The 26058-nt window shown below is 44.1% G+C and carries 18 protein-coding genes; 14 read left to right on the forward strand and 4 right to left on the reverse strand.

Annotated features, from left to right (window positions below; genetic code table 11):
* Positions 1–85: 85 nt before the first annotated feature.
* From sppA to ACRD6K_RS01095, 6 genes are all read left to right on the forward strand, one after another.
* A complete protein-coding gene (gene sppA / locus ACRD6K_RS01070) occupies positions 86–1858 on the forward strand; it encodes a signal peptide peptidase SppA (protein WP_430971713.1) in 1773 nt (590 codons plus the stop codon).
* A gap of 143 nt (positions 1859–2001) precedes the next feature.
* Positions 2002–3105, forward strand: a complete 1104-nt coding sequence (lpxK, locus tag ACRD6K_RS01075; RefSeq protein WP_299578300.1) for a tetraacyldisaccharide 4'-kinase — start codon at positions 2002–2004, stop codon at positions 3103–3105.
* Positions 3044–3859 carry a purine-nucleoside phosphorylase gene (locus ACRD6K_RS01080; RefSeq protein ID WP_430971714.1) on the forward strand — a complete coding sequence of 272 codons (816 nt, stop codon included), beginning with the start codon at positions 3044–3046 and terminating at the stop codon, positions 3857–3859. The genes lpxK and ACRD6K_RS01080 overlap by 62 nt, the downstream gene beginning before the upstream one ends.
* 144 nt (positions 3860–4003) lie before the next feature.
* A complete protein-coding gene (locus ACRD6K_RS01085; protein ID WP_430971715.1) occupies positions 4004–4297 on the forward strand; it encodes a putative quinol monooxygenase in 294 nt (97 codons plus the stop codon).
* A gap of 217 nt (positions 4298–4514) precedes the next feature.
* On the forward strand, positions 4515–5459 hold the full coding sequence (locus tag ACRD6K_RS01090) for a pyridoxal-phosphate dependent enzyme (RefSeq protein ID WP_430971716.1): 945 nt from the start codon (positions 4515–4517) through the stop codon (positions 5457–5459).
* A 174-nt stretch (positions 5460–5633) separates the two neighbouring features.
* Positions 5634–7907 carry a GH92 family glycosyl hydrolase gene (locus tag ACRD6K_RS01095; RefSeq protein ID WP_430971717.1) on the forward strand — a complete coding sequence of 758 codons (2274 nt, stop codon included), beginning with the start codon at positions 5634–5636 and terminating at the stop codon, positions 7905–7907.
* A gap of 176 nt (positions 7908–8083) precedes the next feature.
* Here the strand turns inward: ACRD6K_RS01095 and ACRD6K_RS01100 are convergent, their stop codons facing one another.
* The 4 genes from ACRD6K_RS01100 to porE form a co-directional block, all read right to left on the reverse strand.
* Positions 8084–8653 (reverse strand): acetate uptake transporter, encoded by a 570-nt coding sequence (locus ACRD6K_RS01100; RefSeq protein WP_299578295.1) that lies wholly within the window; start codon positions 8651–8653, stop codon positions 8084–8086.
* 170 nt (positions 8654–8823) lie between these two features.
* The gene (locus tag ACRD6K_RS01105) at positions 8824–9597 is read right to left on the reverse strand and encodes a DUF5995 family protein (protein ID WP_430971718.1); all 774 of its coding nucleotides are present in this window, start codon (positions 9595–9597) and stop codon (positions 8824–8826) included.
* Positions 9598–9894: 297 nt separating this feature from the next.
* Complete coding sequence (gene ilvA / locus ACRD6K_RS01110) at positions 9895–11151, reverse strand: threonine ammonia-lyase (RefSeq protein ID WP_430971719.1); 1257 nt, start codon at positions 11149–11151, stop codon at positions 9895–9897.
* 206 nt (positions 11152–11357) lie between these two features.
* On the reverse strand, positions 11358–13355 hold the full coding sequence (gene porE, locus ACRD6K_RS01115; protein ID WP_430971720.1) for a PorE family type IX secretion system protein: 1998 nt from the start codon (positions 13353–13355) through the stop codon (positions 11358–11360).
* Between the two features lie 142 nt (positions 13356–13497).
* Here porE and ACRD6K_RS01120 point away from each other — a divergent pair, with 142 nt between their 5' ends.
* The 8 genes from ACRD6K_RS01120 to ACRD6K_RS01155 all read left to right on the forward strand — a co-directional run bounded on the left by ACRD6K_RS01120 (position 13498) and on the right by ACRD6K_RS01155 (position 25933).
* Positions 13498–14133, forward strand: coding sequence for an RNA polymerase sigma factor (locus ACRD6K_RS01120; RefSeq protein WP_430971721.1), 636 nt, complete (start codon positions 13498–13500; stop codon positions 14131–14133).
* Between the two features lie 54 nt (positions 14134–14187).
* Complete coding sequence (locus ACRD6K_RS01125; protein WP_430971722.1) at positions 14188–15291, forward strand: FecR family protein; 1104 nt, start codon at positions 14188–14190, stop codon at positions 15289–15291.
* Between the two features lie 163 nt (positions 15292–15454).
* On the forward strand, positions 15455–18955 hold the full coding sequence (locus tag ACRD6K_RS01130) for a SusC/RagA family TonB-linked outer membrane protein (protein WP_430971723.1): 3501 nt from the start codon (positions 15455–15457) through the stop codon (positions 18953–18955).
* A gap of 20 nt (positions 18956–18975) precedes the next feature.
* Positions 18976–20514: a RagB/SusD family nutrient uptake outer membrane protein gene (locus ACRD6K_RS01135; RefSeq protein WP_299578288.1), complete on the forward strand. Its 1539-nt coding sequence runs from the start codon at positions 18976–18978 to the stop codon at positions 20512–20514.
* A 36-nt stretch (positions 20515–20550) separates the two neighbouring features.
* Entirely contained in the window at positions 20551–21189 is a 639-nt protein-coding gene (locus tag ACRD6K_RS01140; protein WP_299578287.1) for a fasciclin domain-containing protein, read from the forward strand.
* Between the two features lie 199 nt (positions 21190–21388).
* Positions 21389–22471 carry a DUF5007 domain-containing protein gene (locus ACRD6K_RS01145; RefSeq protein WP_299578286.1) on the forward strand — a complete coding sequence of 361 codons (1083 nt, stop codon included), beginning with the start codon at positions 21389–21391 and terminating at the stop codon, positions 22469–22471.
* Positions 22472–22650: 179 nt separating this feature from the next.
* Positions 22651–24381 carry a hypothetical protein gene (locus ACRD6K_RS01150; protein WP_430971724.1) on the forward strand — a complete coding sequence of 577 codons (1731 nt, stop codon included), beginning with the start codon at positions 22651–22653 and terminating at the stop codon, positions 24379–24381.
* Between the two features lie 298 nt (positions 24382–24679).
* Positions 24680–25933, forward strand: a complete 1254-nt coding sequence (locus ACRD6K_RS01155) for a hypothetical protein (protein WP_430971725.1) — start codon at positions 24680–24682, stop codon at positions 25931–25933.
* Positions 25934–26058: the final 125 nt, after the last annotated feature.

A 26058-nucleotide genomic window follows, 5' to 3' on the forward strand; every position in this document is an offset into this window, starting at 1 on the left:
AGATTATTATTGTAACTAATTGTGTATTTTCGTACATATTCATAAGAAATACAAAGTTAGAAACCACAAGCTATAAATAAGCATTATGAAGAGTTTTTTGAAGTATACCCTGGCAACAATTGTGGGCGTGATGATTGCCGGTTTTTTAATGATGATTTTGTCCATTGGGATTTTCTCATCCCTGGTTTCCATGAGTGAAAAGACGGTTGCCGTCAAGGATAAAACCGTGCTAATCCTTCGCCTGGAACACCAAATTGTGGAACGAACCAATAAAAGTCCTTTCAGTGATCTGGATCTTCCGGGCTTTAGCGGAACGAAACAAATTGGCTTGGAGGATATTCTGAATTGCATTGAGAAAGCCAAAACGGATGACAAGATAGAAGGCATTTACCTGAATCCGTCAATGATTAATGCCGGGTTGGCGACTGTTGAAGAAATCCGGAAAGCGTTGCTGGACTTCAAGGAAAGTGGCAAATTTATTTATGCCTATGGCGAGGCCTTGTCGCAAAAAGCCTATTACCTGGTATCGGTTGCCGATCAGGTGGTGATGAACCCGAAAGGAATGTTGGAGCTGAAAGGTTTGAGCTCGCAGCATTTATTCTTTAAAAATGCGCTGGAAAAAGTAGGCGTTGAAATGCAGGTGATTCGTCACGGGAAATTTAAGGCAGCAGTTGAACCTTACCTGTTGGAAAAAATGAGCCCGGAAAACCGCTTGCAAACTGAAAAATACATTGGCAGCTTATGGACTCAAATGCTGAAAGATATTGCCGATTCACGCGGAGTTTCAGTCGAAAAATTGCGCGACTTAGCTGACGAGGTAACGACTTTCCAATTGGCCGATTACCTTTTAGAGCAAGGCCTAGTGGATTCGTTGAAGTATAAAGATCAGGTGATTGATGATTTGAAACAACTTACCAGAACCCGCGAAAGCAAAGATGTACGGGTTGTTGACGTGAATGATTACTCCCGGGTACCTGCACCAACGGATGGTAAAGGACTGGCTCGCGACAAAATTGCGGTGGTTTATGCCAGTGGTGGTATCGATATGCCGGGCTCCGGAAACGATGGGGTAGACTCGGAAGAGTTGTCACGTGCCATTCGTCAGGCTCGTCGCGACAGTTCCATCAAGGCCATTGTGCTTCGTATTAACTCGCCGGGAGGAAGTGCTTATGGCTCGGAAGTCATTTGGCGTGAGGTAAAACTGGCGGCTGATGTTAAGCCGGTAATTGCATCGATGGGCGATGTGGCCGCTTCAGGTGGTTATTACATTGCAGCGGCGGCCGACACCATTTTGGCCGACCGGACAACCATCACCGGTTCCATCGGTATTTTCGGGGTGATTCCCAACGCCGGAGAGTTGATGACGGATAAGCTGGGAATTACACAGGATGTGGTGAATACCAATGCTCATTCCGACATGTTATCGCTTACCCGTCCGCTCACTGAATTTGAGAAAGCGTTGATGCAAAATTACATTGAAGAAGGCTATCGCACCTTTACCGGTCGGGTGGCCGAAGGGCGCAGCATGACCATGGAGGCGGTGGATGAAGTGGGGCAAGGCCGGGTTTGGGCAGGTCCTGATGCTTTGGAAATTGGCCTGATTGATCAGTATGGGGGCGTAACCGATGCCATTCAGTTGGCTAAAGAAATGGCCGGACTGGATCGTTACCGCATTAAGGCCTTACCTGAGATTAAAGATCCGTTTGAAGAATGGCTGAAAGAGATGTCCGGATCGGCACAAATGTGGTTTGTAAAACAAGAACTTGGAGATGCTTATCCGGTTTATCAGCACCTGAAGCGGATGAAGCAAACACGCGGCATATTGGCCCGCATGCCTTATGATATTCAGCTGGATTAAATCGGTCTGAACGGGCGGACAGAACTGTTCCCCCACAGCGATTTTGTTCGGTTAACTAACAAGATGAAAAGAGAAGTTGTTCCTCGTGGCAGCTTCTTTTTTTATGTATGAATTTTAATAACTTCGTAGAACAAAATTCAACTATGCTAAAATTTTTATTATACCCTGTTTCATGGATTTACGGACTGGTTGTTTACATCCGAAACAGCCTGTATGACTACAAAATATTTAAATCCACCGAATTTGAAATCCCGGTGATTTCCATTGGTAACATTACAGTTGGGGGGACCGGAAAAACACCGCATACCGAATACTTGGTGGAGTTGCTGAAAAAGCATGTTCGGGTGGCTACCCTGAGTCGGGGCTACAAGCGCAAAACCAAAGGATTTCGCTTGGTAGAAACCACTTCGCAAGCCCGGGAGGTGGGCGATGAGCCGCTTCAGATTAAACAAAAATTTCCGGAGGTAACGGTGGCTGTTGACGAAAAACGAGTGCGTGGAATTCAGGAGCTGCTGAAGGACGAAGCCAATTCACCCGATGCGGTTTTGCTGGATGATGCCTTTCAACACCGGAAGGTGACGCCGGGAATCAACATTCTGCTGATTGACTATAACCGTCCGATTGATAAAGACGAACTGCTACCGGTGGGGCGTCTGCGCGAACGCAAATACCAGCGTCGACGGGCCAACATCATCATTTATACCAAATGTCCGGATGAAATCACACCCATTACCCGGCGGATTATTATGAAAGATGTGAACCTTCGGCCTTACCAATCCTTGTATTTTACAACCATGGAGTATGGTGATCCGATGCCTGTTTTTCCGGACGCGATCAAACAGCCTTTGGCTGATGAGGACCTGAAAAGGCCGGTTATTTTGCTGTCCGGGATTGCGAATCCGCAGTTGTGGCAAACCTATGTGGCCGGCAAGTTTGCTTTGGTGGATGAACTGATTTTTGGAGATCATCATCATTTTACCGCCAAGGACTTAAAGATGATTGAAGAGCGACTGGCTAAATACCAGGACCGCAATCCGCTTATTCTGACCACGGAAAAAGATGCCATGCGACTTCGGGATGAAACCAGTTTCCCGGAGGCCATTCAATCGCAATTTTACTATGTCCCACTGAAAATTAAATTTCTGGATCACGAAGGAAAAAGTTTTAACAAAACAATTGTAGGCTATGTTAAAGACAATAGAAGTAACCGCGAATTACATAAGCGAACGTATCAAAGGCAACGTTGAAGTAGGGATCATTCTGGGCTCCGGACTGGGCGGCCTGGTCAATGAAATAGCGATTGAAACGAAGATTCCGTATAAGGAAATTCCAAATTTCCCCGTATCGACAGTTGATGGGCACAACGGCACTTTAATTTACGGAGAATTGGGTGGCAAGAAAATTCTGGCCATGCAAGGTCGTTTTCATTATTATGAAGGCTATTCCATGAAGGAAGTGACTTTCCCGGTTCGGGTGATGAAGCGTCTGGGGATCAATAATCTGATTGTTTCCAACGCTACCGGAGGGCTTAACCCTGATTACAAAGTGGGAGACCTGATGATTATCAGCGACCACATCAACATGTTTCCGGAGCATCCGCTGCATGGTAAAAATGAAAATGAACTGGGACCTCGCTTCCCCGATATGAGCCAGGTGTATTGCAAAGAACTGCGCGACCAGGCCAAATTCATCGCCCTGAAAAACAAAATAGAAGTGAAAGAAGGGGTTTATGTGGGCGTGCAGGGACCAACGTTTGAAACACCGGCCGAATACAAGATGTTCCGCATTTTAGGTGGCGACGTAGTGGGCATGTCCACCGTGCCTGAAGTTATTGTTGCCCGCCATATGGATATGAAAGTGTTTGGTATTTCCATTATAACCGATAGCGGTGTGCCTGGCGAAATTGTTGAAATATCGCACGAAGAGGTGCAGGAAGTTGCCATGCGTTCCGAGCCTTCCATGACTCTGATCCTGACTAACCTGATAGCCCGAATGGGATAGGAAGGGCAGAGGGCAAAGAGGTAAGAGAAGGACGGTTCTGTACTTATGAACGAATGCACTTATGAACCTTGTTTAGGTAAGCGAGGTCGACAATTGTCTATTCGGGAGAGAGCTGACCATGTAATTAAAACTAAAATACAAACAATGAGCACAATAAAAGTAGTTGCCCGTTTTGCGGTGAATGAGACCCAATTTGATCCGTTTTTAAACTTAGCGAAGGAGCTGGTTCAGGAAACCTTGAAAGAAGCAGGTTGCATCCGCTATGAGTTGGTGCAGGACCGCCAAAACCCCGAGGTACTGATGATGTTGGAAGAGTGGGAAAGCAAGTCGCTGTTAAATCAGCATATGGCTTCGGAGCATTTTACACGAATTGTTCCCCAGCTGGTGGACTTGTCGGCAGCAGAGCCGGTGATCCACGTTTGTAAGAAGTTGGCCTAGGGAAGGGCAGAGAGCCAAGTGGTAAGGGCAAAGAGCAGAGCTGAAAAGAAGGATGGTTCTGTACTCATGCACGAAAACAAGGCACAGGAGAAGGTATAGGCAAAGGAAGTTGATGTTTGCCTTCTGTTTCCTGGCTCTTGTTTCTAAAGAAAGTGGAGCAAGTAGTTAAAAGTCTGGAGTCTAAAATCTAGTATCTAAAAGTCTTAGTTTTTATTCTATGAAACTACCCGATTATACCGATGTGGTTCAAGCGCATGAACGGATTCGTTCCTTGGTGCATCGTACGCCGGTGCTCACTTCCCGTTCGCTCAATGCAATAACAGGTGCGCAGCTGTATTTTAAGTGCGAGAACCTGCAAAAAGTAGGTGCCTTTAAATTTCGGGGGGCCTGCAATGCGGTGTTTTCATTAAGCAACGAGCAGGTGGCGCATGGGGTGTGCACCCATTCCTCCGGAAACCATGCTGCAGCTTTGGCTTTGGCAGCGCGGATGCGTGGCGTGCCCGCTTACATCGTGATGCCTAGCAATGCGCCTTCCATCAAGAAAAAGGCGGTGGAAGGCTATAGTGCCCAAATCACCTTTTGTGAGCCAACGCTGGCCAGCCGCGAATCAACATTGGCAGAAATAGCGGCTAAAACCGGAGCGACTGAGATTCATCCGTACAACAATTTTGATGTGATTGCCGGACAAGGAACAGCAGCTAAAGAGCTGTTGGAAGAGGTCGGGCCGCTGGATATTTTGCTTTGCCCCATTGGTGGTGGTGGCTTGTTGAGTGGAACTTCCATTGCCGGACGCGAACTAAATCCCAAAGGCCTGGTAATTGCTGCCGAACCCGAAGGAGCCGATGATGCCTATCGCTCGTTTCATGCCAACAAGCTGATTCCGTCAGTCAACCCCAAAACCATTGCCGATGGCTTGCTGACCTCGGTTGGCGAAATGAATTTTCGCATCATTCAGCGCAAGACCGATGAGATTGTCACCGTTTCCGAACGGGGCATTGTACAGGCCATGCGCATGATCTGGGAGCGCATGAAAATCATTGTGGAACCATCTTCTGCTGTCCCTTTGGCAGCCATTCTCGAAAACAAGGTCGTTGTAACCAACAAAACAGTAGGAATCATCCTCAGTGGCGGCAATGTAGACCTTGACAACCTGCCGTTTTAAACGGAAGGTTTTTCTGAGGCGTTGGCCCCAACCATGCCCCAAACTGTTCCCTCGAACTGACCATTTGTTTTTGTTGCACTTTGCAGGGGTACGATCATTGCTGAAAAAGAAGCGGATCGGCTGGCCTTTTATTCAGGAAATCCTATTTTTGCCTCGTAAAGCAAAATAAGAAAAATGAAAACGAGCCTATTTGTCTTTTTGTTGGCAGCCTTTCTAACGGGCTGTACACCAAGTTCAACAACTGAATCAAATTTTGACCCGCTACAGTATGTCGATCCCTTTATCGGGACCGGATTTCACGGGCACACTTTCCCCGGGGCAACCGTTCCTTTCGGGATGGTTCAACTGAGTCCCGACACCCATATTATGGGATGGGATGCCAGCAGTGGTTATCATTACGAAGACTCTACCATTTACGGATTTAGCCATACCCACCTAAGTGGCACCGGCATTGGCGATTTGGGCGATGTCCTGTTGCTTCCGTACTCCAATACCGATGAGCAAAAGCCTGTTGGCGCCTTCGACAAGAAGGACGAATCGGCGACTCCCGGTTACTATCAGGTGCAGCTTAAAAACTTCGGTGTTACCGCCGAGCTGACGGCTACCAAGCGGGTTGGCTTCCATCGGTATAGTTACGCAAAAGCTTCGGAAAGAAAGCTGATGCTGAACCTGGGGCACATCCTTCAACCCAACTGGGGACACCGCATTGTTGAAAACTCGTTCCGCAAAATTGATGATAAAACCCTGGAGGGTGTGCAGAAAACAAGTGGTTGGGCCAGCGATCATCTGATGGCTTACCGCATTGAGTTTGCCGAGCCTTTCGAGCAATTGACCGTGTATTCGGAAAACGAAAAAACCGATAAAAGCGAACTAACAGGACGTGATATTCAACTGCATTTTCAGTTTGCCAATGCAGAAGAGCCCTTGTTGGCAAAAGTGGCCCTTTCGGTTGTAGACGAAAAAGGAGCTGCACAAAACATGCAGGCCGAATTGCCGGGCTGGGATTTTGAAGCTACGGTTGCCCAGACGCAAGACGAATGGAGAGCGGCGTTGCAGGGCATTGAAATCAGTACCGATGACCACGACGTAAAAACTAACTTTTATACCGCGCTGTATCATTCCATGATGGCGCCTTTTACTTACCAGGATGTTGATGGTCGCTACCGCGGAATGGATAAAACGATCCGGACAGCTCCTGATGGATTTACCAACTATAGTGTGTTTTCGTTGTGGGATACTTTCCGGACTTTTCATCCGTTGATGACCATTATCCGCCCTGAAAAGGCCGGGGAATGGGCTGAATCGCTGGTGCAGAAATACCGCGAAGGAGGCTTGTTACCTAAATGGCCGCTGGCTTCGAATTACACCGGAACCATGGTGGGGTATCCGGCCACTTCGGTTTTGGCTGATGCATTGGCCAAAGGTTTGGTGCCGCAAGCCGATTTAAAAGCATGGCTCGAAGCGGCTGTTACTTCATCCACCTACCAACCCGAATGGCTGGAAAAGGTGAAGGGAACACGCGAAGAGAATGTGATGTCGAAGCACATTTATTTCAAGGAGAAATATGGTTTTGTTCCGGCCGACTCTATTTCTGAATCGGTGTCGTATGGCGTTGAAATGGCTTATTACGACTGGTGTATTGCCCAAATAGCCGAGGCAGCCGGCGATGAGGAAACAGCCGCGCGCTATTTCAAAAAGTCGGAAAACTACAAGCTGTATTTTGATGAAAGCACCGGCTTTATGCGCGGAAAAAATGGCGACGGAAGCTGGCGAACTCCTTTCCAACCCCGCTTTTCGGAACACGAAAGAAGCGATTATGTAGAAGGGAATGCTTACCAGTGGAGCTATTTTGTGCCACATGCTATTGAAAACCATATTGCGATGTATGGCGGGAAAGCCAATTTTGAAACCCAGCTCGATACGCTGTTTACCACCAGTTCTGAAATTGTGGGCGAAAATGCCTCGGGCGATATTACCGGGCTAATCGGACAGTATGCGCACGGCAATGAGCCCAGCCACCACATGGCTTTTCTGTACAACTGGACCAATTCACCCTGGAAAGCCCAGAACTACCTCGACCAGATTTTGTATGATTTTTACTTGCCCACGCCGGCCGGAATTATCGGGAACGAAGACTGCGGTCAAATGTCGGCCTGGTATGTGCTGAATGCCATTGGATTTTACCAGGTTTGTCCGGGTGATCCTACCTACACCATTGGCCGTCCGATTGTTGATCAGGCTAAAATTCACGTTCCGGGTGGTGTTTTTGAAATTGTAGCCCACCATAATTCAAGAGAGAACAAATATATTGAGAAGTTGGTGCTGAATGGTAAAGAGCTTGATAAACCATTCTTCACGCACGATGAGCTGATGAAAGGCGGAAAGCTGGAGTTCTTTATGACTTCCAAGCCAGTGGCTTATGTGGGCGAAGCAGGAGCAACCGAGTAGTGGTATTACTACTTCCGTTTCTGAAAATAACAGGATGTTAGATATCCTGAGCTAAAGATAAGAAGCCTTCCAAATCGGAAGGCTTTTTTTGATGCTTAAGGTTTTGGGTAGAAACAAAAAAAGTATTGAGGGAATAGAATCCGTCAATACTTTTCAATGTTGTTCTGGTGCTTTCTTTATTTTGTCTTGATCAGCGCTTGCCCAACGGGTAGGATGGTGCGTTTGGCCAGATCATTCAGAATAATAGCGCCCATCATGTACCAGGCCGAGAAGGCACAAACGATCAGAACGACTGCTGCTACCTGGTTCATCACCGGCCATCCGAAATGCCCCAGATCGAGGAAGATGAAACCAAGTAAAAGGGTTGTAAAGGTGATAAACATGGCACGGTGAATAAAGAATGTGCCAATCCAGAAAATGAACGTGAGCAAGGTCCATCCCAGCAGGAAAAAACCAACGTCGGTGTGCGACGATTCGTAAATGCCCAAGTGGTTGAACAGCCAGATCAGTCCGAGGCCGATCCAGAATGCACCGTAGCTTGAAAAAGCGGCAAAACCAAAGTTGTTGCCTGTTTTTTGCTCCAGAAAACCGGCTACCAGCTGAGCCAGTCCGCCAAAGATGAAACCCATCGCAAGTACCGGACCCAGTCCGATCCATCCGAGGTTGTGAAATTGAAGCAGAAGGGTTGTTAAACCGAATCCTGCCAAGCCTACTACGGCAGGGTTTCCTAGTTTTGTGTTGTTCATTAACAGGTGTTTTAGTTGTGTTGATTTTTCTTTTAAATTCGGCGCAAAACTAAGAATTAAATCGAGTTGACGGCAGGGCTGTAGCCTGCGGCTGATGGTTCTTTTAAAGGATTATTGATTTGGTAATATTGGACGAGCGGGCAGGCCTGTTTGAAGCAAGAAGAGCTTAACTAAGCGAAAGGTTTTGTGTGTTTTAGCTTTCCGATTTTTTGGGAAACGGAGCCACGTTCGGTCAGGCGAACCAAGGCCAGAACGGCGTTGGCAATTAATCCGGGTTCGAGCACAACGCTTACTTTGTCGGCCACCTGTTGGTCGCGCTTCTGAAGGCAGGCTTCCAACTCATGGTCTGGTGTATGGAAAAACAAACCGGCAAACTTCCAGGCTCCGTCGCGGGCCAGCTGCATGCTGAAGTCCACCAGGTAGTCGTCCACTTTCCCGGTCCATTTGAGAATCCATTTCAAGGCCGGCCAAACCTGAGAGAGGTCATCCTGCACTTCATGCACCAGCGAAGAGAGAATTTCATTGATCCGGTTGAAGTCATTGTGCAGCTTATTCAGCTCTTTCCCTCGTGATACTTGGGCAGCGGCAATGCCTAAGTCGAGGTTGATGTGGGCGTTCATGCCCATGAGCAGATGCTGCAAAACAATGGGCCAGTAGCTGGTTGATAAGTCAAAGGCTCTTTGCCAGGAGCGGGTTAGCGGAAGTCCGGCCCGGCTGGCTACCCAGGCATCGATGTACCGTTGGGCAAACAGGACATCGAGCACCTCCATGCGGGGACCATCGTCAAAATAGTTGTTTTCAATTCCTTCTTTTACTTTGAGGGTGACCTTCTGGTATAAGGCTGCAAAGTATCCGGAAGGATCGTTATTGTGTTCGCAGTGCTGGATAATCTGATCCAGGGTTTCAATGACCTCATCAATGGTTTTCAGTGGTTCGGCTGGCATAAGAACAGGCGTTAGTTTATTGCGTTGACTTATTTTACATCAAGCTAATCAACGGTTTGCCTGTGGATAAGGTTCAGATCCAGAGCTTCAAGTTTCAAATTCCAGATAAGAGCGAAGACTTCCAGATATTAGATTTTAGACTCCAGACTTTTAACTATTTGAGCCACTAGCATTAGAATCAAGAGCCAGGAAACATAAGACAAACATCAACTTCCTTTGCCTTCGCCTGAGCCTTGTTTTTGTGCATAAGTACAGAACCGTCTTTCTCTTACCGCTTCTCTCTCTGCCCTCTGCCTTCTATATCAAGTACTGAAACAAGTCGGGTTTGTCGTTCACATATTCATACACAAAGCCATTTTCCTTCATTCGGTTTAGCAGTCCTTCCACATCCTTGTGGTCCTGCACCTCGATGCCTACAAAAGCAGGCCCTCGTTCACGGCTGTTCTTTTTAGTGTATTCGAAGTGGGTAATGTCGTCGGTAGGGCCAAGTACGTTTTCTACAAAGTCGCGCAATGCGCCTGCCCGCTGCGGAAAACGAACGATGAAATAATGCTTCAATCCTTCGAACAAGAGGGAGCGTTCTTTAATTTCTTCGGTACGGGTAATGTCGTTGTTACTGCCCGAAACAATGCACACTACGTTTTTCCCCTTAATTTGATCGGCGTAATAGTCCAGCGCGGCAATGGAAAGGGCTCCGGCCGGCTCAATCACAATGGCATCGCGGTTGTACAGTTCCAGAATCTTGGTGCAGATGCGGCCTTCCGGAACCAGTACGATGTCATCAATCACTTGCTGGCAGATGTCGAAAGTAACTTCGCCAACACGTTGCACGGCTGCGCCATCAACAAATTTGTCGATGTTTTCAAGGGTAACAACTTTGCCTTGTTTCAGCGATTCGGACATGGAAGGTGCTCCGGCAGGCTCAACCCCGATGATTTTGGTGCTGGGATGAACCTGTTTGAAATAGCTGCCTACACCGGCAATCAGTCCGCCGCCGCCAATGGGAACAAAAAGGTAGTCAATCTGCCGGGTTGAATCCTGCAGAATTTCAAGGGCTGTGGTGGCCTGCCCTTCAATAATCAAGGGGTCGTCAAAGGGGTGAATAAAGGTCTTTTTATTTTCTGTGCAGTCTTTCCAGGCTTCCGTACTGGCATCGTCATAAGTGTCGCCAATCAAAACAATTTCCACGAACTCCCGTCCAAACATTTGCACCTGCTTAATTTTCTGTCTTGGCGTGGTGGTGGGCATGTAAATCTTCCCGTGAATCCCCAGCTTTTGGCACGAATATGCCACACCTTGCGCGTGGTTTCCGGCGCTGGCACATACTACGCCGTTCCTCAGCTCTTCCTGGCTCAAGCTTTTGATTTTGTTGTAGGCACCACGAATTTTGTAGGAGCGCACAATCTGCAGGTCTTCGCGTTTTAAAAACACGGAGGCTCCAAACTGCTCCGACAGGTTCATGTTTTCCATGAGGGGAGTGGACGATAAAATTTCGTTGAGGGTCAATTTGGCCCGGTTAACATTCTGGAGCGTCGGGAAATATTTTTTGGTCATTTCTTCTCTTTTAGTTGAAAGCAACATTACGCAATAGTATCGATCTATTGAATAAATCGACCTACAAAAATACGTCACTTTCGCACGTCTTAAAAACGATTGGCGAAATTTTGTTTCGAATTTAAAGTATTGTTCAGAGTGTCCTTCTTATCTGACTAACGGGGCGGATTTTGGCTCTGTTTAAATTCCGGAATTCGGTGGAACAATTACTTCTCGACTTCGGGTGCAAAGCGTTCGTAAAAATCGGTTGAAAGAACCCGGAACTCCGTACGTCGGTTCAGTCCTTTGGCAATTTCTTGTTGTTCCGGACTAAGTTGGTTGATGAATTCCTCGGTTAGCTCGTCGTTTCGTTTCAGAAAATCATATTGACGAGCCATGTTGCGTGTTACTTTCTTGGGCCAGGTTTCGCCGTAGCCTTTGGCCACCAGTCGTTCAGGATTAATGCCTTTTTGAATGAGGTAATCAACCACGGCTTGGGCACGTTTTTGCGACAAGTCGAAGTTGAACTCTTCGGAACCCACAAAGTCGGTGTGCGACATCAGCTCGATGGTAATGGTGGGATTCATTTCCAAAATTGTTACCAAGCTGTCCAGGGCATTGACCGATTGGGGCAGTAGTTCCCAGCTTCCAAACTCGTAGTTGATGTTGTCAACTTTGATGGGCGCATCGGTAGGGGTGAGGTACAAGTTGACGCGGAAATCCTGGCTGTCTTCCAAACCAATGGTGGATTCGCGCCCTTTATCATTCAGGTAGCCGTCTTTAAACGCTGCAAAAACGTATTCTGTTTCAGGGTTCAGTTTGAGTTGAAACTGCCCATTGTCAGCCCGCATTTTAAGGTTGGTGCCATCCGTTCCGATAATCCGGATGCGGGCGCCATCCAACCGTTGATTGGTTTCTTTGTCATAAATTTCACCGGCAATACGAAAAACTTTAGGAGGCAAATAAAAGGAGTAAATATCATCGCTCCGCGAACCTTTCCGGTTTGAAGCAAACATCCCGCGGGTCTCTTCGCCTTCAATAAATGCCATGCCAAAATCATCACCCGTGGAGTTGATGGGCGACTTCAGGTTCTGGATGTGCCATTCGCCTTCCTCATTGCGGGTGGCTTTAAAAATGTCGAGTCCGCCCATGCCCATGTGGTAGTCTGAAGAAAAATAAAGCTCGCCATTGGAGCGGATGGTTGGGAAAACCTCATTTCCTGGCGTATTGATTTTAGGCCCCAGGTTCACCGGATTGGAAAAGGTGTTTCCGCTGGCTGTTGTCATCCAGATGTCTTTGCCGCCATAGCCGCCGGGTTTGTCCGACACAAAATAAAGGGTGTCTCCATTGGCCGACAGCGAAGGATGAGCTGCAATCAGACTGTCACCAACCAAGTCCAGCCTTATGGGCTCAGACCAATTGCCCCGTGACATTTTTACGCGGTAGAGTTCAGCCCCCAAGTCGGTTTGCTTGTCATAACGAGCCCGGGTGAAAATCATTTCGTCACCATTTTCCGACAGGGCAACGGCTCCTTCTTCATTGGGCGAGTTGATCATGCCCGATTCATCAACCAGAACCGGTGCTCCCCATCTTTGCCGTTGAATTTGGTATTCGGCCCGGAATATATCCGCAAAGTAACTTCCGGAGATGGCGCTTTGCCTTTTACCTACCGTATTTTCACGGGTAGAAGTCAGCAAAATTTCATTGTCGCGTCCGCCCACAAAAACAGGCGCATAGTCGCTGTATTTGGAATTGAGCTCGCGCACCGGATTAACCACATAGCGGGAGGGATTCTCCTCCCAGTCGCGGGTGTAACGACAGGCATCCAACCCATTGATTGCTTGCACATCGTTGGGGACGGAGTCGAGGTATTGCTGGTAGGCTTCAATGGCTTCATCGTATTTTTGAGTGGCCCGCAAACAGTCTGCATAATAAAGCAGGGCTTTGAAATCGGGGTGCTGGCGTCGGATGGCATTTTTGTACCAAATGGCTGCTTTCCCATATTCTCCCGTGGCGCGGAAGGCTTCAGCCATGTTGTAAGCCATGTCCATTTTATGCTGCAGGTTGTCATCCTTGCGGTAAGCTTTACGGTATTTTTCGGTGGCCCGGTAGTATTCTCCAATTTCAAAAGAAACTGTTCCTAAACGATAATGTTTTTGAGAGGAACAAGCGCCCAAAACAAACAGGGCTAAAAAGAGCATACTGATTAAATAGGTCCGCTTCATGAAACAAGGCTGATTAAGGCAATAAAAGTAACCAAATTTGTTCGTTATGGAAAAACGTAAAATGAAAAGATAAAGTATATGCATTTCTGTATTCATAAATATTTTAGTTCTTTTATGGGGTGTTTTGTCATCAAATATGCAAATGAGCGTGGACACAAACCAAATGATAATTGCCTGGAAACAGATGAAATCCGGAGATCATGCTGCTTTGGCGCTACTTTTCGATCATTTTTATTCGGATTTATATCACTATGGGCTGAAGATTGTTAATGAGCCAGACCTGGTCAAAGATTCGGTACAGGATGTTTTTCTTCGGATTTGGGAGAGACGAACAACTCTGGGTGATGTGAAAAACACGAAGGCTTACCTCCTTTCTTCGGTAAGACGAAGACTTCTTGAAAACAAAGCAATCAATTGGGCAATTACCTCCCGGAATCCTGAAGATAGTGATTCGCAAGCTTTTTCTTTCTCATCAGCCGAGTTTATTGAAGTTGAAGAAACTTCCAGGCAATTGCGTAGTTTGTTAGTCCAGTCCATTAATAGTCTGCCTGACCGCCAACGAGAATTAATTTTCCTGCGTTTTTATTTCAACCTGTCTTATGCCGAAATTGCCCGGATCATGGATGTCAAGGAACAGACCATTAAAAATATGATGCAACGGGCCATTGCGAATCTTCGAACTAAAATTGACTCTCAACTCTGGGAGGGTATCGATTATAGGGATGAGCTATTGATGGCGCTTCTATTATTATTTCAAAAAAAGATTGATTTGGGGTAGTACCTTTTTGCTTTTTTGCCCTCTACCTATTAAAACGGCAAGAAAGATAAACTCATGGAGGTACACGATAAATTAACAAACTTACTTGCAGATGAGGCTTTTCAGACTGAAATCCGAAATTTTGACGACTACAATGCCGAAAAGCAAAAAAGAATACAGGGACAGTATGAACTTTCTGAAGAGGAGTTGGCTTATGCCAGAAAGTTTATTGCCGGATTGGTATTTATTCCAGTAGCGCTTGCTGCGGAAGAACGGAAGCAGGCCTCAAAACGGCTGATGAGCAGGCTTGCTGCTACACCTGATTCAGCCGAGCATAGACTTCGATCAAGAAGTATGATGCAGTGGGTTTCTCATATCGCAGCTATTTTGTCTATTCCCTTACTTTTAACAACCATTTATTTTTATTACCAGGCATCCACAGGTACCCCTAACCTTAATTCGTTGACGGCTAGCCAGAAGACCTTTAATACCTTTCGGGCTCCCCTTGGAGCCAAAACACAAGTTGTTTTACCCGATGGCTCCCTAGTTTGGCTCAATTCGGGAAGCAGTCTTTCCTTTCCATCGGTTTTTACTGGCTCTACCCGCGAGGTGAAACTCAAAGGCGAAGCTTATTTTGAAGTTACGAAGAATGAGAGCATGCCCATGCAGGTTTCGACCAACCAGTTGACTGTAAAAGTGTATGGGACTACTTTTAATGTGAACGGCTTTGCAGATAACGGGAAAGTGGAAACCACCCTGGTGGAAGGCAAAGTAACACTGATCCTCAAAGCAAGTCACAAAGAGTATTTGCTCGAACCGGGCTATTCGGCTTCCTACGACATCAGAAGCCAGGAAATACGTGCCTCTGAAGTAGACGAGATGGATGTGTTTACCGGGTGGAAAGACGGTAAAATGCTGTTCCAGAATGAACCATTTGCTGGGATTGTCAACAAGCTGGAGCGCTGGTACAATGTCGATATCGAAATGACTGATCCCTCGCTGGGGAACTATACATTATATGCCACTTTCATTGACGAAAATATTGAGCAGGTATTGGACATCTTTGCCAGCTCGATCCCGATAACGATCAACTATATTAAGCGTGAAAAACAGCCTGACGGAAGTTATTCAAAACGAAAAATTGTGATCAGTCGGGATGTGAATAAAGTCACATACTAAGACCGAAAATGTTTATTGACTTGAAATAATAATAAAAATAGAATATATGATACAAACTCAAACATGAAGCGAAAAAAGAACAGGAAAGAGCGGCAACTCTTTCCTGTTTTAAAGTTTGAAAAAATCAACGATTTATTAAGTACTAACAAATCAAACCAAAAGTATGAAAAAAAACAGAGGGTTCTATGCCTGTAGCTATCTAAAAGCCAGGCATCCCCGAAAAATTGTATTGAAAATGAAGTTTACGATTTTGTTTATAATGTTGGGAGTAATCCAATCATTTGGGCTCCAGGTTCATTCCCAAAACGCAAAATTCTCACTGGATCTTCGGAATGTTAGGGTAGTTGATGCTTTAGTTCAGATAGAGGATCAAAGTGAATACTATTTCGTGTATAATAAAGATGCGATTGATTTGGATCGGAAAGTAGAGGTTAAAGTTAGAAATAGTAGTATTAACGATGTGTTATCCCTTCTTTTTGAAGACACCAATGTGAGTTATCGAATTTCAGAGAGACACATCATTTTGTCGACTTTGCAACTGACACAAAATAATAGGGTTATAACCGGTAAAGTAACAGACGAAGATGGGGGAGCACTGCCTGGAGTGACGATTGCTGTTGCCGGGACATCTAAAGGGACTGTTTCTAATGTTGATGGGAAATACGAACTGACTGTCGACTCGGAGTCAGCTGTTCTGATATTTTCTTTCATAGGAATGAAGACTCAGGAGGTAAAAGTTGGGCGCCAAACTACGATTAATGTAATGATGGAAGAAGAAAGTATTGGCGTGGAAGAAGTGGTTGCCATTGGCTATCAATCGGTACATAAAAGAGATCTGACAGCATCGGTTACAAGTGTTCGTAGTGAAGATTTGGAGAATATTCCTGTAACGAATGTTAGTGCCTTGCTTGCAACTCAGACAACCGGAATACAGAATGTGACACTTAGTGGAGCTCCCGGAGCCAGAGGGGCATTAACAATTCGCGGTAATACAAGTATTTCGGGCGATTTGAATGCGAATACTGCTTTTAGTAATCCGCTTTACGTTGTAGATGGGGTGCAGACCTCATTGGAAGACCTTGCCGGTTATAATGTTTCTAATACGGACTTCTTAGCATCCTTAAACCCAGCGGATATTGAAAGTATTGATATTTTGAAGGATGCCTCAGCAGCAGCAATTTATGGTTCCAGAGGGGCAAATGGCGTAATTATTATTAATACCAAAAAAGGAAAAGCGTTAGCTAAGCCTGAATTTACTTTTACTGCAAATTATGGATTTCAGCCTAAACCTGATCGAGTTGCAATGCTTATTGGGGCAGCTGAAAGACAAGCCAAAATGGATATGGTTCAAAAATGGTGGACAACTGGCGAGCAAATGTCAGATAATTTACCAATTATGCTGTCAGACAGCTTGAACTATGCTTTTAACAATAATTTGGATTATCAAAGTCTGTTCTATCAAACAGGTATTAAGCAGCAGTATAATGTGAGCATGAGAGGAGGATCTGAAGAGGCAAACTACAGGATTTCCCTCGGTTATGATGATAATAAGGGGGTCGTAAGAGCGACTGGCTTTGATCGATATACATTATCGGCCAATATCAATAGCAAGGTAGGTAAGCGTTTTAATAATCAGTTAAATACACGAATAGTATTTACTGATCAGCAAACAGGACAAGGGAACCCTTGGCTGGATGACAAAAGTTCTAACCCGGCCCTGCCAGTTAATCCTAATTCATTGAACTCTTCGCTGTTTTACGTAACGGATGAAAAGATAGCATCATTACAGGGTGAATTGGAAGAGAAGTTAAATACTGATCAATCAATTACTACGACAGTTTCAAATTTTGCAACTTTGGATCTTTTTAAAGGTCTTACTTTAAACTCGCAACAGACCTTTGTTTATGACAGTAATAAGAAGAATTTTTATGAACCGTCAACAACAAGAACCGAAGGAGATGGATTTGCCAGTTATTCTCTTTTCACCCGTAAGAATCTTTCTTCAGATGTCTATTTGAGCTACTATAGAGATACTGAATTGCATCAGTTCACCGGTATTTTAGGGCAAAAGGTTGATTACAACCGTTATGAAGATATGGGGCTGAATGCCATTGGTTTTGGTAGTGATGCCATCCAGGTAATTAATGACCGGTATACCCAAGAAGAAGTTGGAGGTTTTACTTCATTGTCATCCAATGCAATGATCTCTTACTTTGGACGGGTAAGTTATAAGTTTAAAAAGAGATACATTGTTGGAGCGAGCTACAGTATAGATGGATCTTCCCGATTTGGAGTTGATGTGCGTTGGGCGCATTTCCCTTCCTTTTCAGCGGCTTGGGTGGTTTCTGATGAGCCTTGGTTTGCCTTGGTGAAAGAAAGCTTTGTCGATTTTGCAAAGGTTAAATTTAGTTGGGGGATTAACGGGAAACAGTTTCCCGAAAATTACTTGAGGTTTGGTAGCTATCAACTTGGGTATAGTGGAACTTATTTTGGGGCCAATCAGATGAACCCTTCCTCTTATGCCGGAGTAACTGGAGTTGTTCCGAATTATAATAGCATTGGAAATAATAAATTATCATGGGAAAATTCACGCCAATGGAACCTGGGGTTTGAGTTGGATATGTTTAAGCAACGGTTAAGCGTAACATTTGATGCCTACAATAAATTGACTGACAAACTATTCTTTGATGTCCGGTTCCCAGCCTACTCCGGTTACAATAAAGCAAAAGCAAATGTTGCAGGTATTCTTAATTACGGTTGGGAGTCAATGGTTCGCTGGCATGTCTTTCCCCGGAATAATGACTTGCGTTTAGAACTTAGCTCAGGCTTATCTCAGAATAAGAATTTCATCAGTAAATTGCCGAGCGGAAACAGAGATTATATTGGAGACGACTATGGCTATGTAGTCGGATTGCCGGTTAACTTATATAAAATGTTTCTGAATGATTATATTATTGATGATTTATCTCAGTTACCGGTAAATCCTTACACAGGAGAGCCTTTGGCCGGAAAAGGTGCATGGGCTGCAATTCGTCCGGGATTTCCAATATGGAAAGATTTAAATGGGGATTATATTCTCAATGAGGATCATGATTTGAAGTTAGCGCCTGACTACTCACCTGTTCCAGATATCTTGGGGTCATTCAATATTAACCTTCAATATAAAGGTTGGTACCTGAGAGCATACAGTCAGTTTTCATTCGGAGCAGATATCAAAAATACAGTACTTAATAGCTATATGGACCGCTATGATCGCGGAGGAGATGGTTGGGCGAAAACAGGATTGGCTGATTTAAGTGCTTATAGCTTTTGGGAAAAGCCCGGAGATGGAGCAGCTGGAGTTCGCTTCCCCGCCCTTTATCCTACCAGTCCAAGTCTAGGAGCTTTTTATGGTTTTAGAGGGAATCAAACTTTATGGCTGGAGAGTGGTGACTACTGGAAAATTACCAATGCATCTATTGGTTATACTTTTGATAAGAAAAGTTTTATTCGCGACTATGGGCTTTCTCGTTTAAGAGTATACTTGTCAGTTCTTAATCCTTATCAATGGCAACGGTCAAAAGCGGTGGTTGATGCAACCATGGTTAATGCGAAAGGACACGTTTATGGTAATGGATATCCGCAGGCATCCACCATCTCATTTGGGGTTGATGTTAAGTTCTAAAAAAATAAAAATTGAATACGATGAAAAAGATAACACACATATTTATTGCTTTCATGCTACTGCTTAGTAGCCAGAGCTGTAATGATTTGTTAGACCAAGAGCCGGTAACAATAACCCACCCAAATGTATTCTGGGTAAACCAGAGTAATGCCGAACAAGCATTAGCAGGAGCCTATGGCCTTTTAAAGTATGCTGTAACTGTCCAATCAAATTTCATGTTCTGGGGAGAGTTTACAGGAATGACTTTCATGAATAGCCGTAATTGGATCACAAATTATATCGAAGGAAGTGGAAACTATAACCTGCCTTATCGAGGATATTCACAAAGCTGGAAAGAGCTTTACCGGGCAGCGAACTGGGCAGTCACAATTGAAAGCTATGTTGAGGAGATGCCTGATGAGCTTTTTTCTTCAGTTGAAGATAAAAAACGGATTATTGGGGAAGCCGCTTTTATTCGGGCCTTGTCCTATTTTTATCTTACTCGGGTATGGGGAAATGTGCCAATCGTAACCGAGTCTGTAGAGTCATCGGATCAGTTGGTAACTGAAGATGGCTTTATTGTAGAAATCCCCCGATCTCCTGAAAAAGATGTTCTGGATCATGCTTTATTGGCTGTCGACAAGGCAATTGATAATTTGGAATATTCTACCCCAGATGATCCCCGATGGGCGATAACAGCTAATAAGGCAAGTGCGGAAGCATTGAAAGCACATCTTACCTTGTGGTATGCAAGCCGGGATAATAATAACCAGGAAATGCTGAATGAATGTATTGCATCAGCTACATCGGTTATTGACAATGGAAATGTCGAGTTAATTGATTATGTGGCTGAGGGAGTTGAAGGGTTTAATAAAATGTGTATTGGACAGTCTAAAACCGGCTTGTTTGAAATTAATTGGAGTTCAGACATGAACGAGTCGATGCGGATGCGCAATGCGGATGATGCCTTTACGGGCTTAACCTTGAATTATCCTATTTGGAAAAACAGGAATACGAATAAATCACCTTTTATTGATCCTGACTTTTATGGAAATCAGTTTATGGCTCAAGATGAAGCTCGGGAGAATGATGTCCGGAAAGACCTTTTCTTTTATGATTACAGTACGCCCGATGAGGACTTCCTGATGAAGTATTCCCATCAATCACAAGATCCGGATTCAGAAGATCAGTACTCGCAGTTTTTGGAATCAAATATCTTGATCTTTCGTTTAGCTGATGTTTACTTGCTTCGTGCTGAGGCAAATGCAAAACTGAACAATGCAGCGGCTGCTGTGGCAGACTTAAATTTAATTCGCTCTAAAGCTGGAGTTCCTGCCTATACAGGTGGAACTGATCGTGCAAGCCTACTAAAAGCACTGTTTGACGAACGTGCAATCGAGCTTGTTGGAGAGGGGCACTCCGGCTTTGACCGGATTCGGATGGATTATTACTACGAAGGAGTTTCCTGGATGAATACCAACCGGATCAAAAAGCGTGGATATTTTTGGCCTATTTCTCCATCAATCATTTCGAATAACCCTTCCATTGTCCAAACGGAGTATTGGAGAGGTAAGATTTAATTAATTACTGGATAATAAAATATAACTAAAATAGCTATGAAGAATTTGTTATTAATAGTAGCAGTAGTTTGTGTTCTTTTTTCATGTGAAGACGATTACATTGTGGATGGGGGAATTAGTGACTCCTTTGTAGGCATGTCAACGATGAAATTCCTGAAATCTCACCCTCAGCTGGATACAATGGCGATACTGCTGGAGCGAGCAGGACTGGCAGACGAAGTTGATGGGAGTACAACTCTTTTTGTGGCGAATAACCTTTCTGTTCGAAATTATGTTGATGCTGTTCTTGCTGAATTAAGAGAGACCGATCCTTTAGCAGAATTTACGATTGATGATATTCCGACGGATACTCTGAAGAAGTATATGGGGGGATATGTATTTGCCGAAAAAATTGCTCGTGAGGATATGTCAAAGGAAGGAAAAATTTATACTGCGGTTAATGGAGAAACACGACGTATTTCGTTGGAACCAGACCTTAACTCGTATAGCAATGAGTTAAGCTCTCCGCCTGAGTATGTATATTTTACGTATAAGAAAGGAGAAGAATGGGATGAGTGGGATAATATTGAAGATGATACCCGTATAATTGTCCGTACCTCTAATCTTATTTCAACAAACGGCGTGATCCATGTTTTACAAGGAACTCATGTTCTGTTCAATCACAAAAAGAAGTAGCGACTCGGGGTGAGAATACCTGTAAGGGTTTGCTATAAATTAAAGAGTCTTGGTAAGAGAGAGTTAGAGTCTTGGTTGTTGCCGCTTTTATTTTTTTGATCATGAAATAGCCAGGATGATAATTTTTGAAAATGTGAAGATGTTTTTAAGTAGAAGTTATTCCACAGTTAATGGGATTACTGTAAAAAATTATAAACAAATGAAAAAGATATTCTATATAGTAATTTTGCTTTCAGCTATGGTCTCTTGTGAGGCCCCCGAGGTAGGCTATATTAGCGATAATATATATGCTTTGGAAGATACAATCTTTGTTCCGCGTGGAACTTTTATGACTTCCGCGCCTCCTTCTGTCGAAGGGTCAACTTATCCTATGCATTGGGAAATTACTGGCATAAGAGATAAGAATGGAAATCCGACAAATGCACTACAGGAAGAGCATGAGATTTTGATTTGGAAAGAATCATTTAACCCGGATACGGATACCACACTTGCTTTGGCTGAGGCCAAACTGGAATTGGCGGATAAACCAAGTATCCTGATTAATGACGTTAGCGGTGAAATGGCTTTTACCCAGGCTTCTAAATTTGTTCCTGCCGATGAGAATATTTTTGTTCTCGATGTCAATGTATCCAATGTGAGGGGAGAACGTCAGCTAAACGATTATGTAATTGTAAAGCTGGAGGATTTTAAACCTGTTGAGTTTCCGAAAGAGATGATTGTAAGGAATAATCTGATTAAGTTGGATGGAAGTAAAAAGGCTCTTTTTGCTTCTCATTTGAAGAATGATTACGATGATAGGGTTCCCGGAGTTTTAAATGGAACTGATCCTTATTTTGCGGTTAAGAAAACAAGTGAAGAACCAAAGCAAGGTGTTCGCGTAAAGATGATAATTACTGATAGCGATGATACTCCATTTGCTCCAGAGAAAATAGTTCGCTATCCTAATGGAGCAAGCTACTATCAAAATTTTCATGATAATTCAACGGAAACAACAACAGATGAAACAGGCACGACCTTTTCGCTTCCTGCTCCTCCCTTTCCTCAGTTTGGAAGGAATAATTGGGGAGAGTTGATGTACTATTTGAGTACCAAGGATGCGTTTACGGTTGATAAAGAGGCCTATGAGGCGGATTATGGTGAGCAGGATTGGTCTGACTATAAGGTGGATGAAACAACCGGGGAGATTGTTTGTGAAGCCTACATCCGTTGGGGAATAAAAATCAATGACTCAGGAAGCTGGGAAATTAAGATGCGAATTCCTTACTCTAAAAAACTGGAGTAAGCCTTAATGATAATTTTAGCAGGTCTTACGGAGGTAAGGCCTGCTTTTTTTTATGTCGGATAGGAGGCGGGAGAATAGAAACGTGAAACAATGCAGTGGTAGAAATTGCCATAAGAAAGGAAAAAGCTTCAACCCATCAGACATTAATAATCTTTACTACTAACCAAAATTTACCTACAATGACTTTCAAATACTCCATTTTAATTAGCTTGATTTTGCTGTTGAGTTCTAACGTCGGTCAGGGACAACAGTTGACTTATGATGAAATTGATTCGTATTGGCAGACCGGGAAGACTCTACCAGTGTCAGTTGCCAAGCAATATCCCTTACCGCTTCAACCAGTTGTTGAAGATAATGGTTTGAATGTGATGATTGACCTGGCCCACCAGTGTAAGTTTGCTACGATGTGGGGCTTGCCCCGGAGATTGAACAATCAGGGGTTCAGGGCAATCGGAAATCAAGCTGCTTTAAATTCGGTGCTGGATGCAAATGGAAAATGCAGAGTAAGGATGCCTTGGGATGAAACACGGAAGATTTATCCTTTTGCGTGGTATCCTAACTTCGAATACAATGTCATTATTACTACTCAAACGGATCTTAATGCACAAAATTACCTCCCTGAAGAACAAGAGGCCTTGGTTCGTTTTGTAAATGAAGGAGGTGGCTTAATTATTTTTGGAACTACCCCAACAGCTGGGAAGTTGGTTGAGGAGTGGTCGCTCAATCAGCTTAGTAGTCGATTTGGAGCTAAATTTACGTCAGAGAGTGATGCCTATCGCGATGTGGCTTATGCAACTATTTCCTGTAATAACGAGTGGGAAGTAAAAGCTAAAGGAGAAAAGGGAAATCCTGTAGTAGCTTCTCGACAGCTTGGCAAAGGAAAGGTTATTGTTGTTGGTCATGAGGAACTGTTGAGTAATACCAAAGGCGACGAATTAAAAGCAGCAGAAAAAGATCGTTTGCTGGTTTCTTTACTGCAGGAAGCAGCAACAGGAAAAGATCCGGTAGGAGGTGAGCCGCGCTATCCAATGGCTAATGGCGGCGGTGGTGGAATTTATCCGGAATTAGAAAAACAGTTTAATGATATTGTTCTTTTTTATGCCGCAAATCAAAAACCGGAATTGATTCAAGCTGTCAATCAGGATGTTCCAAGAGCAAAAGAATTGATTGAAGGATGGTTGCCTTCGAAACCTACTTTGGAGCCAATGTACTTGGTTTTATCATCAGGTGGCGGTGGCGGATGGGCCGTTAATGCCTATAAGCCGAAAGAGAATGGAATTATTAGCCTTTCTCCCAAGGGGATCATTTCCATATTTGCACATGAATTGGCTCATACGATGCACGGGCCTGTAAACGATGAAGGGAATGTGGCCGGAATTACCCCGATACCTAACCGTGGCGAAGCCCACGCCGGTTGGTTCCAGGGAAAAGTTGATGCCTGGTTTGACACAGGACTAAGGGACTATCCGGTGAAGAAGTGTAATCGTCTTTTTGATTTTGATTCCAGTGGAGATCAGCTTGATTTGGTGACCCATTACGAGAATGAAAAACTCAGAGAAAAGTATGGAAAAGGCAAGGACTGGACCAAGACCTGGTGGATTTGGCAGAAGTTGGATGACCGGTATGGACCAACATGGTATCCCCGCTGGAAATATATTCAGCACACGCGTTGGAAAGAAACTCCAATGCATCGCCTGACCTGGGATGAAATGGTCGAAGACATGTCAATAGCTGTAGGCGAAGACCTCTTTCCATTTATGAGATTAGCAGGGCTTTCGTTGCAGAAACAGCGCTTGGAAAAGGTTGAATTCAATGGGAAAATCTTCAATCTAAATGCAGCACTTATAGAAGTGTCTGAAGCGGGAGCCGTGAAGTTAGAGAAGATAGGGGATTACAAACAAGAGCTCTAAGATAATCACGATATAAAAACTAAAAGATAGACGAGTGTTATTGATGCAGGGTTGACCTGAAGGACTTTGTTCACTCTATTAAAATTTATTTCTAATGAATTGTATTAAGTTAATAACAGTAGTATTATTTTCTGTTTTTTCAGTTCTGTATTCCTGTAAAGGGCCTGCAGAAGCTGAAAATGAAGAAGTAGTTGTCCATGCGGTAACCGATTTATCGCATGAGTTTTCATTTTATGCCGATAACCGTTTTCATCAGCAATACCTGCCTGACGGGAAGGGAGTAACCAACTGGTGCAACTTGTATAACTTTGATTTTTCCAATGCAAACCTGTTGATCCTGCTGAGTTGTGATGATCGCCTGCAATATACGGATGAAGATATTAAAACAATTCAGGATTTTCTCACTGAAGGTGGCGGAGTGGTTATTATGGGAACTGAGAATGGTATTTCGCAAAACAAGCTGCTTGATATTTTTGGAGCTTCTTGCACAGGGCCAGCTCAGTACCCGTTAGCTGCCACTGAAAAAGTAAAAGCAGAAACAGTAGAAGGCAAAGGGGCTGCAATATTTAAATTGGATCAATCCAATCGCTGGGATATTCTTGTTCAGGATGCTGCCGAGCAACCCGTAATGGCAAAAAGAAAAGTTGGGAAAGGTACTCTTTTAGTTTCTTCAAGGGCGTTAGCTGGAAATCATCCCAGTGCGCGAGATTCCATTAATAAGGTTATTTGGCGTCCATTGTTAAAGGATATAGTCTCAGGTAAAAAAGTTGATGAGGAAAAAGAGTTTCATGGAAGGGGAATTGATCAGTTAGAATACAATGAAGATCACGGAACTTTCAACTTGAGTTTTAACGATTATATGAAACCATATGCTAACAGCATGGTGGATGTATATAAACGATCATTTCCCTATATTGAAAATCGAATGGGAGTTTCATTATCCCCTGGGATGGCTTCTCAGATCACATTGCTAGCAACTGGCGGTGGTGGGTTTTCAAGTGGAAAAGTCGTAGCCCTGGCCGTTTGGTGGGGAGGCTTTCCTGAACGGGAAGATAGCATGATTGAATTTTTGACGCATGAATCTGTTCACTCTTGGGTGCTTCCTTTTGCTGAAGTCTGGAATGAGCCAATAGCAACCTATGTTGGTAACTTGGTGATGATGGACATGGGCTATGAGGAAGAAGGTATGCGGCGTATTCAAAGAACAATTGAACGAGCATTGAAACATGATCCGTCAATGAAGAACTATGATATTCGTGGCAACCTGACTGGAACAGGCGATGAATTAGATAAGGGAGCAAAGAATAATATTCATTGGGGAAAAACGTACTGGGTTTTTGAGCAATTAAGAAGCAAAAATCCCGACTTTTTAGCGGATTATTTTAGACTAAAGAGAAAGCATGCTACCAAAGAGAATATAACCAAGTATGATATGAATAATACCGTTGCTTTATTAAGCATGGCTATGGGGAAAGACCTGTTTAGCTGGTTTAATGAGCATGGAATGGAGGTGGATCGTTCAAAAGCAGAGATAAGAATTGAAAAGAATTAATTGAGGAAATACCTACTTCACCTGCTCTTGTTCCCCATATTCGAGGCTGCAAATGAGATCTGGCTATTTCAGTTTGCATTAGTTACGTTCTTTGCTTCAGGTCTTTGGGGGTAACACATTTCTCT

This window comes from Sunxiuqinia rutila (genome assembly GCF_050589705.1).
Classification (GTDB): domain Bacteria; phylum Bacteroidota; class Bacteroidia; order Bacteroidales; family Prolixibacteraceae; genus Sunxiuqinia; species Sunxiuqinia rutila.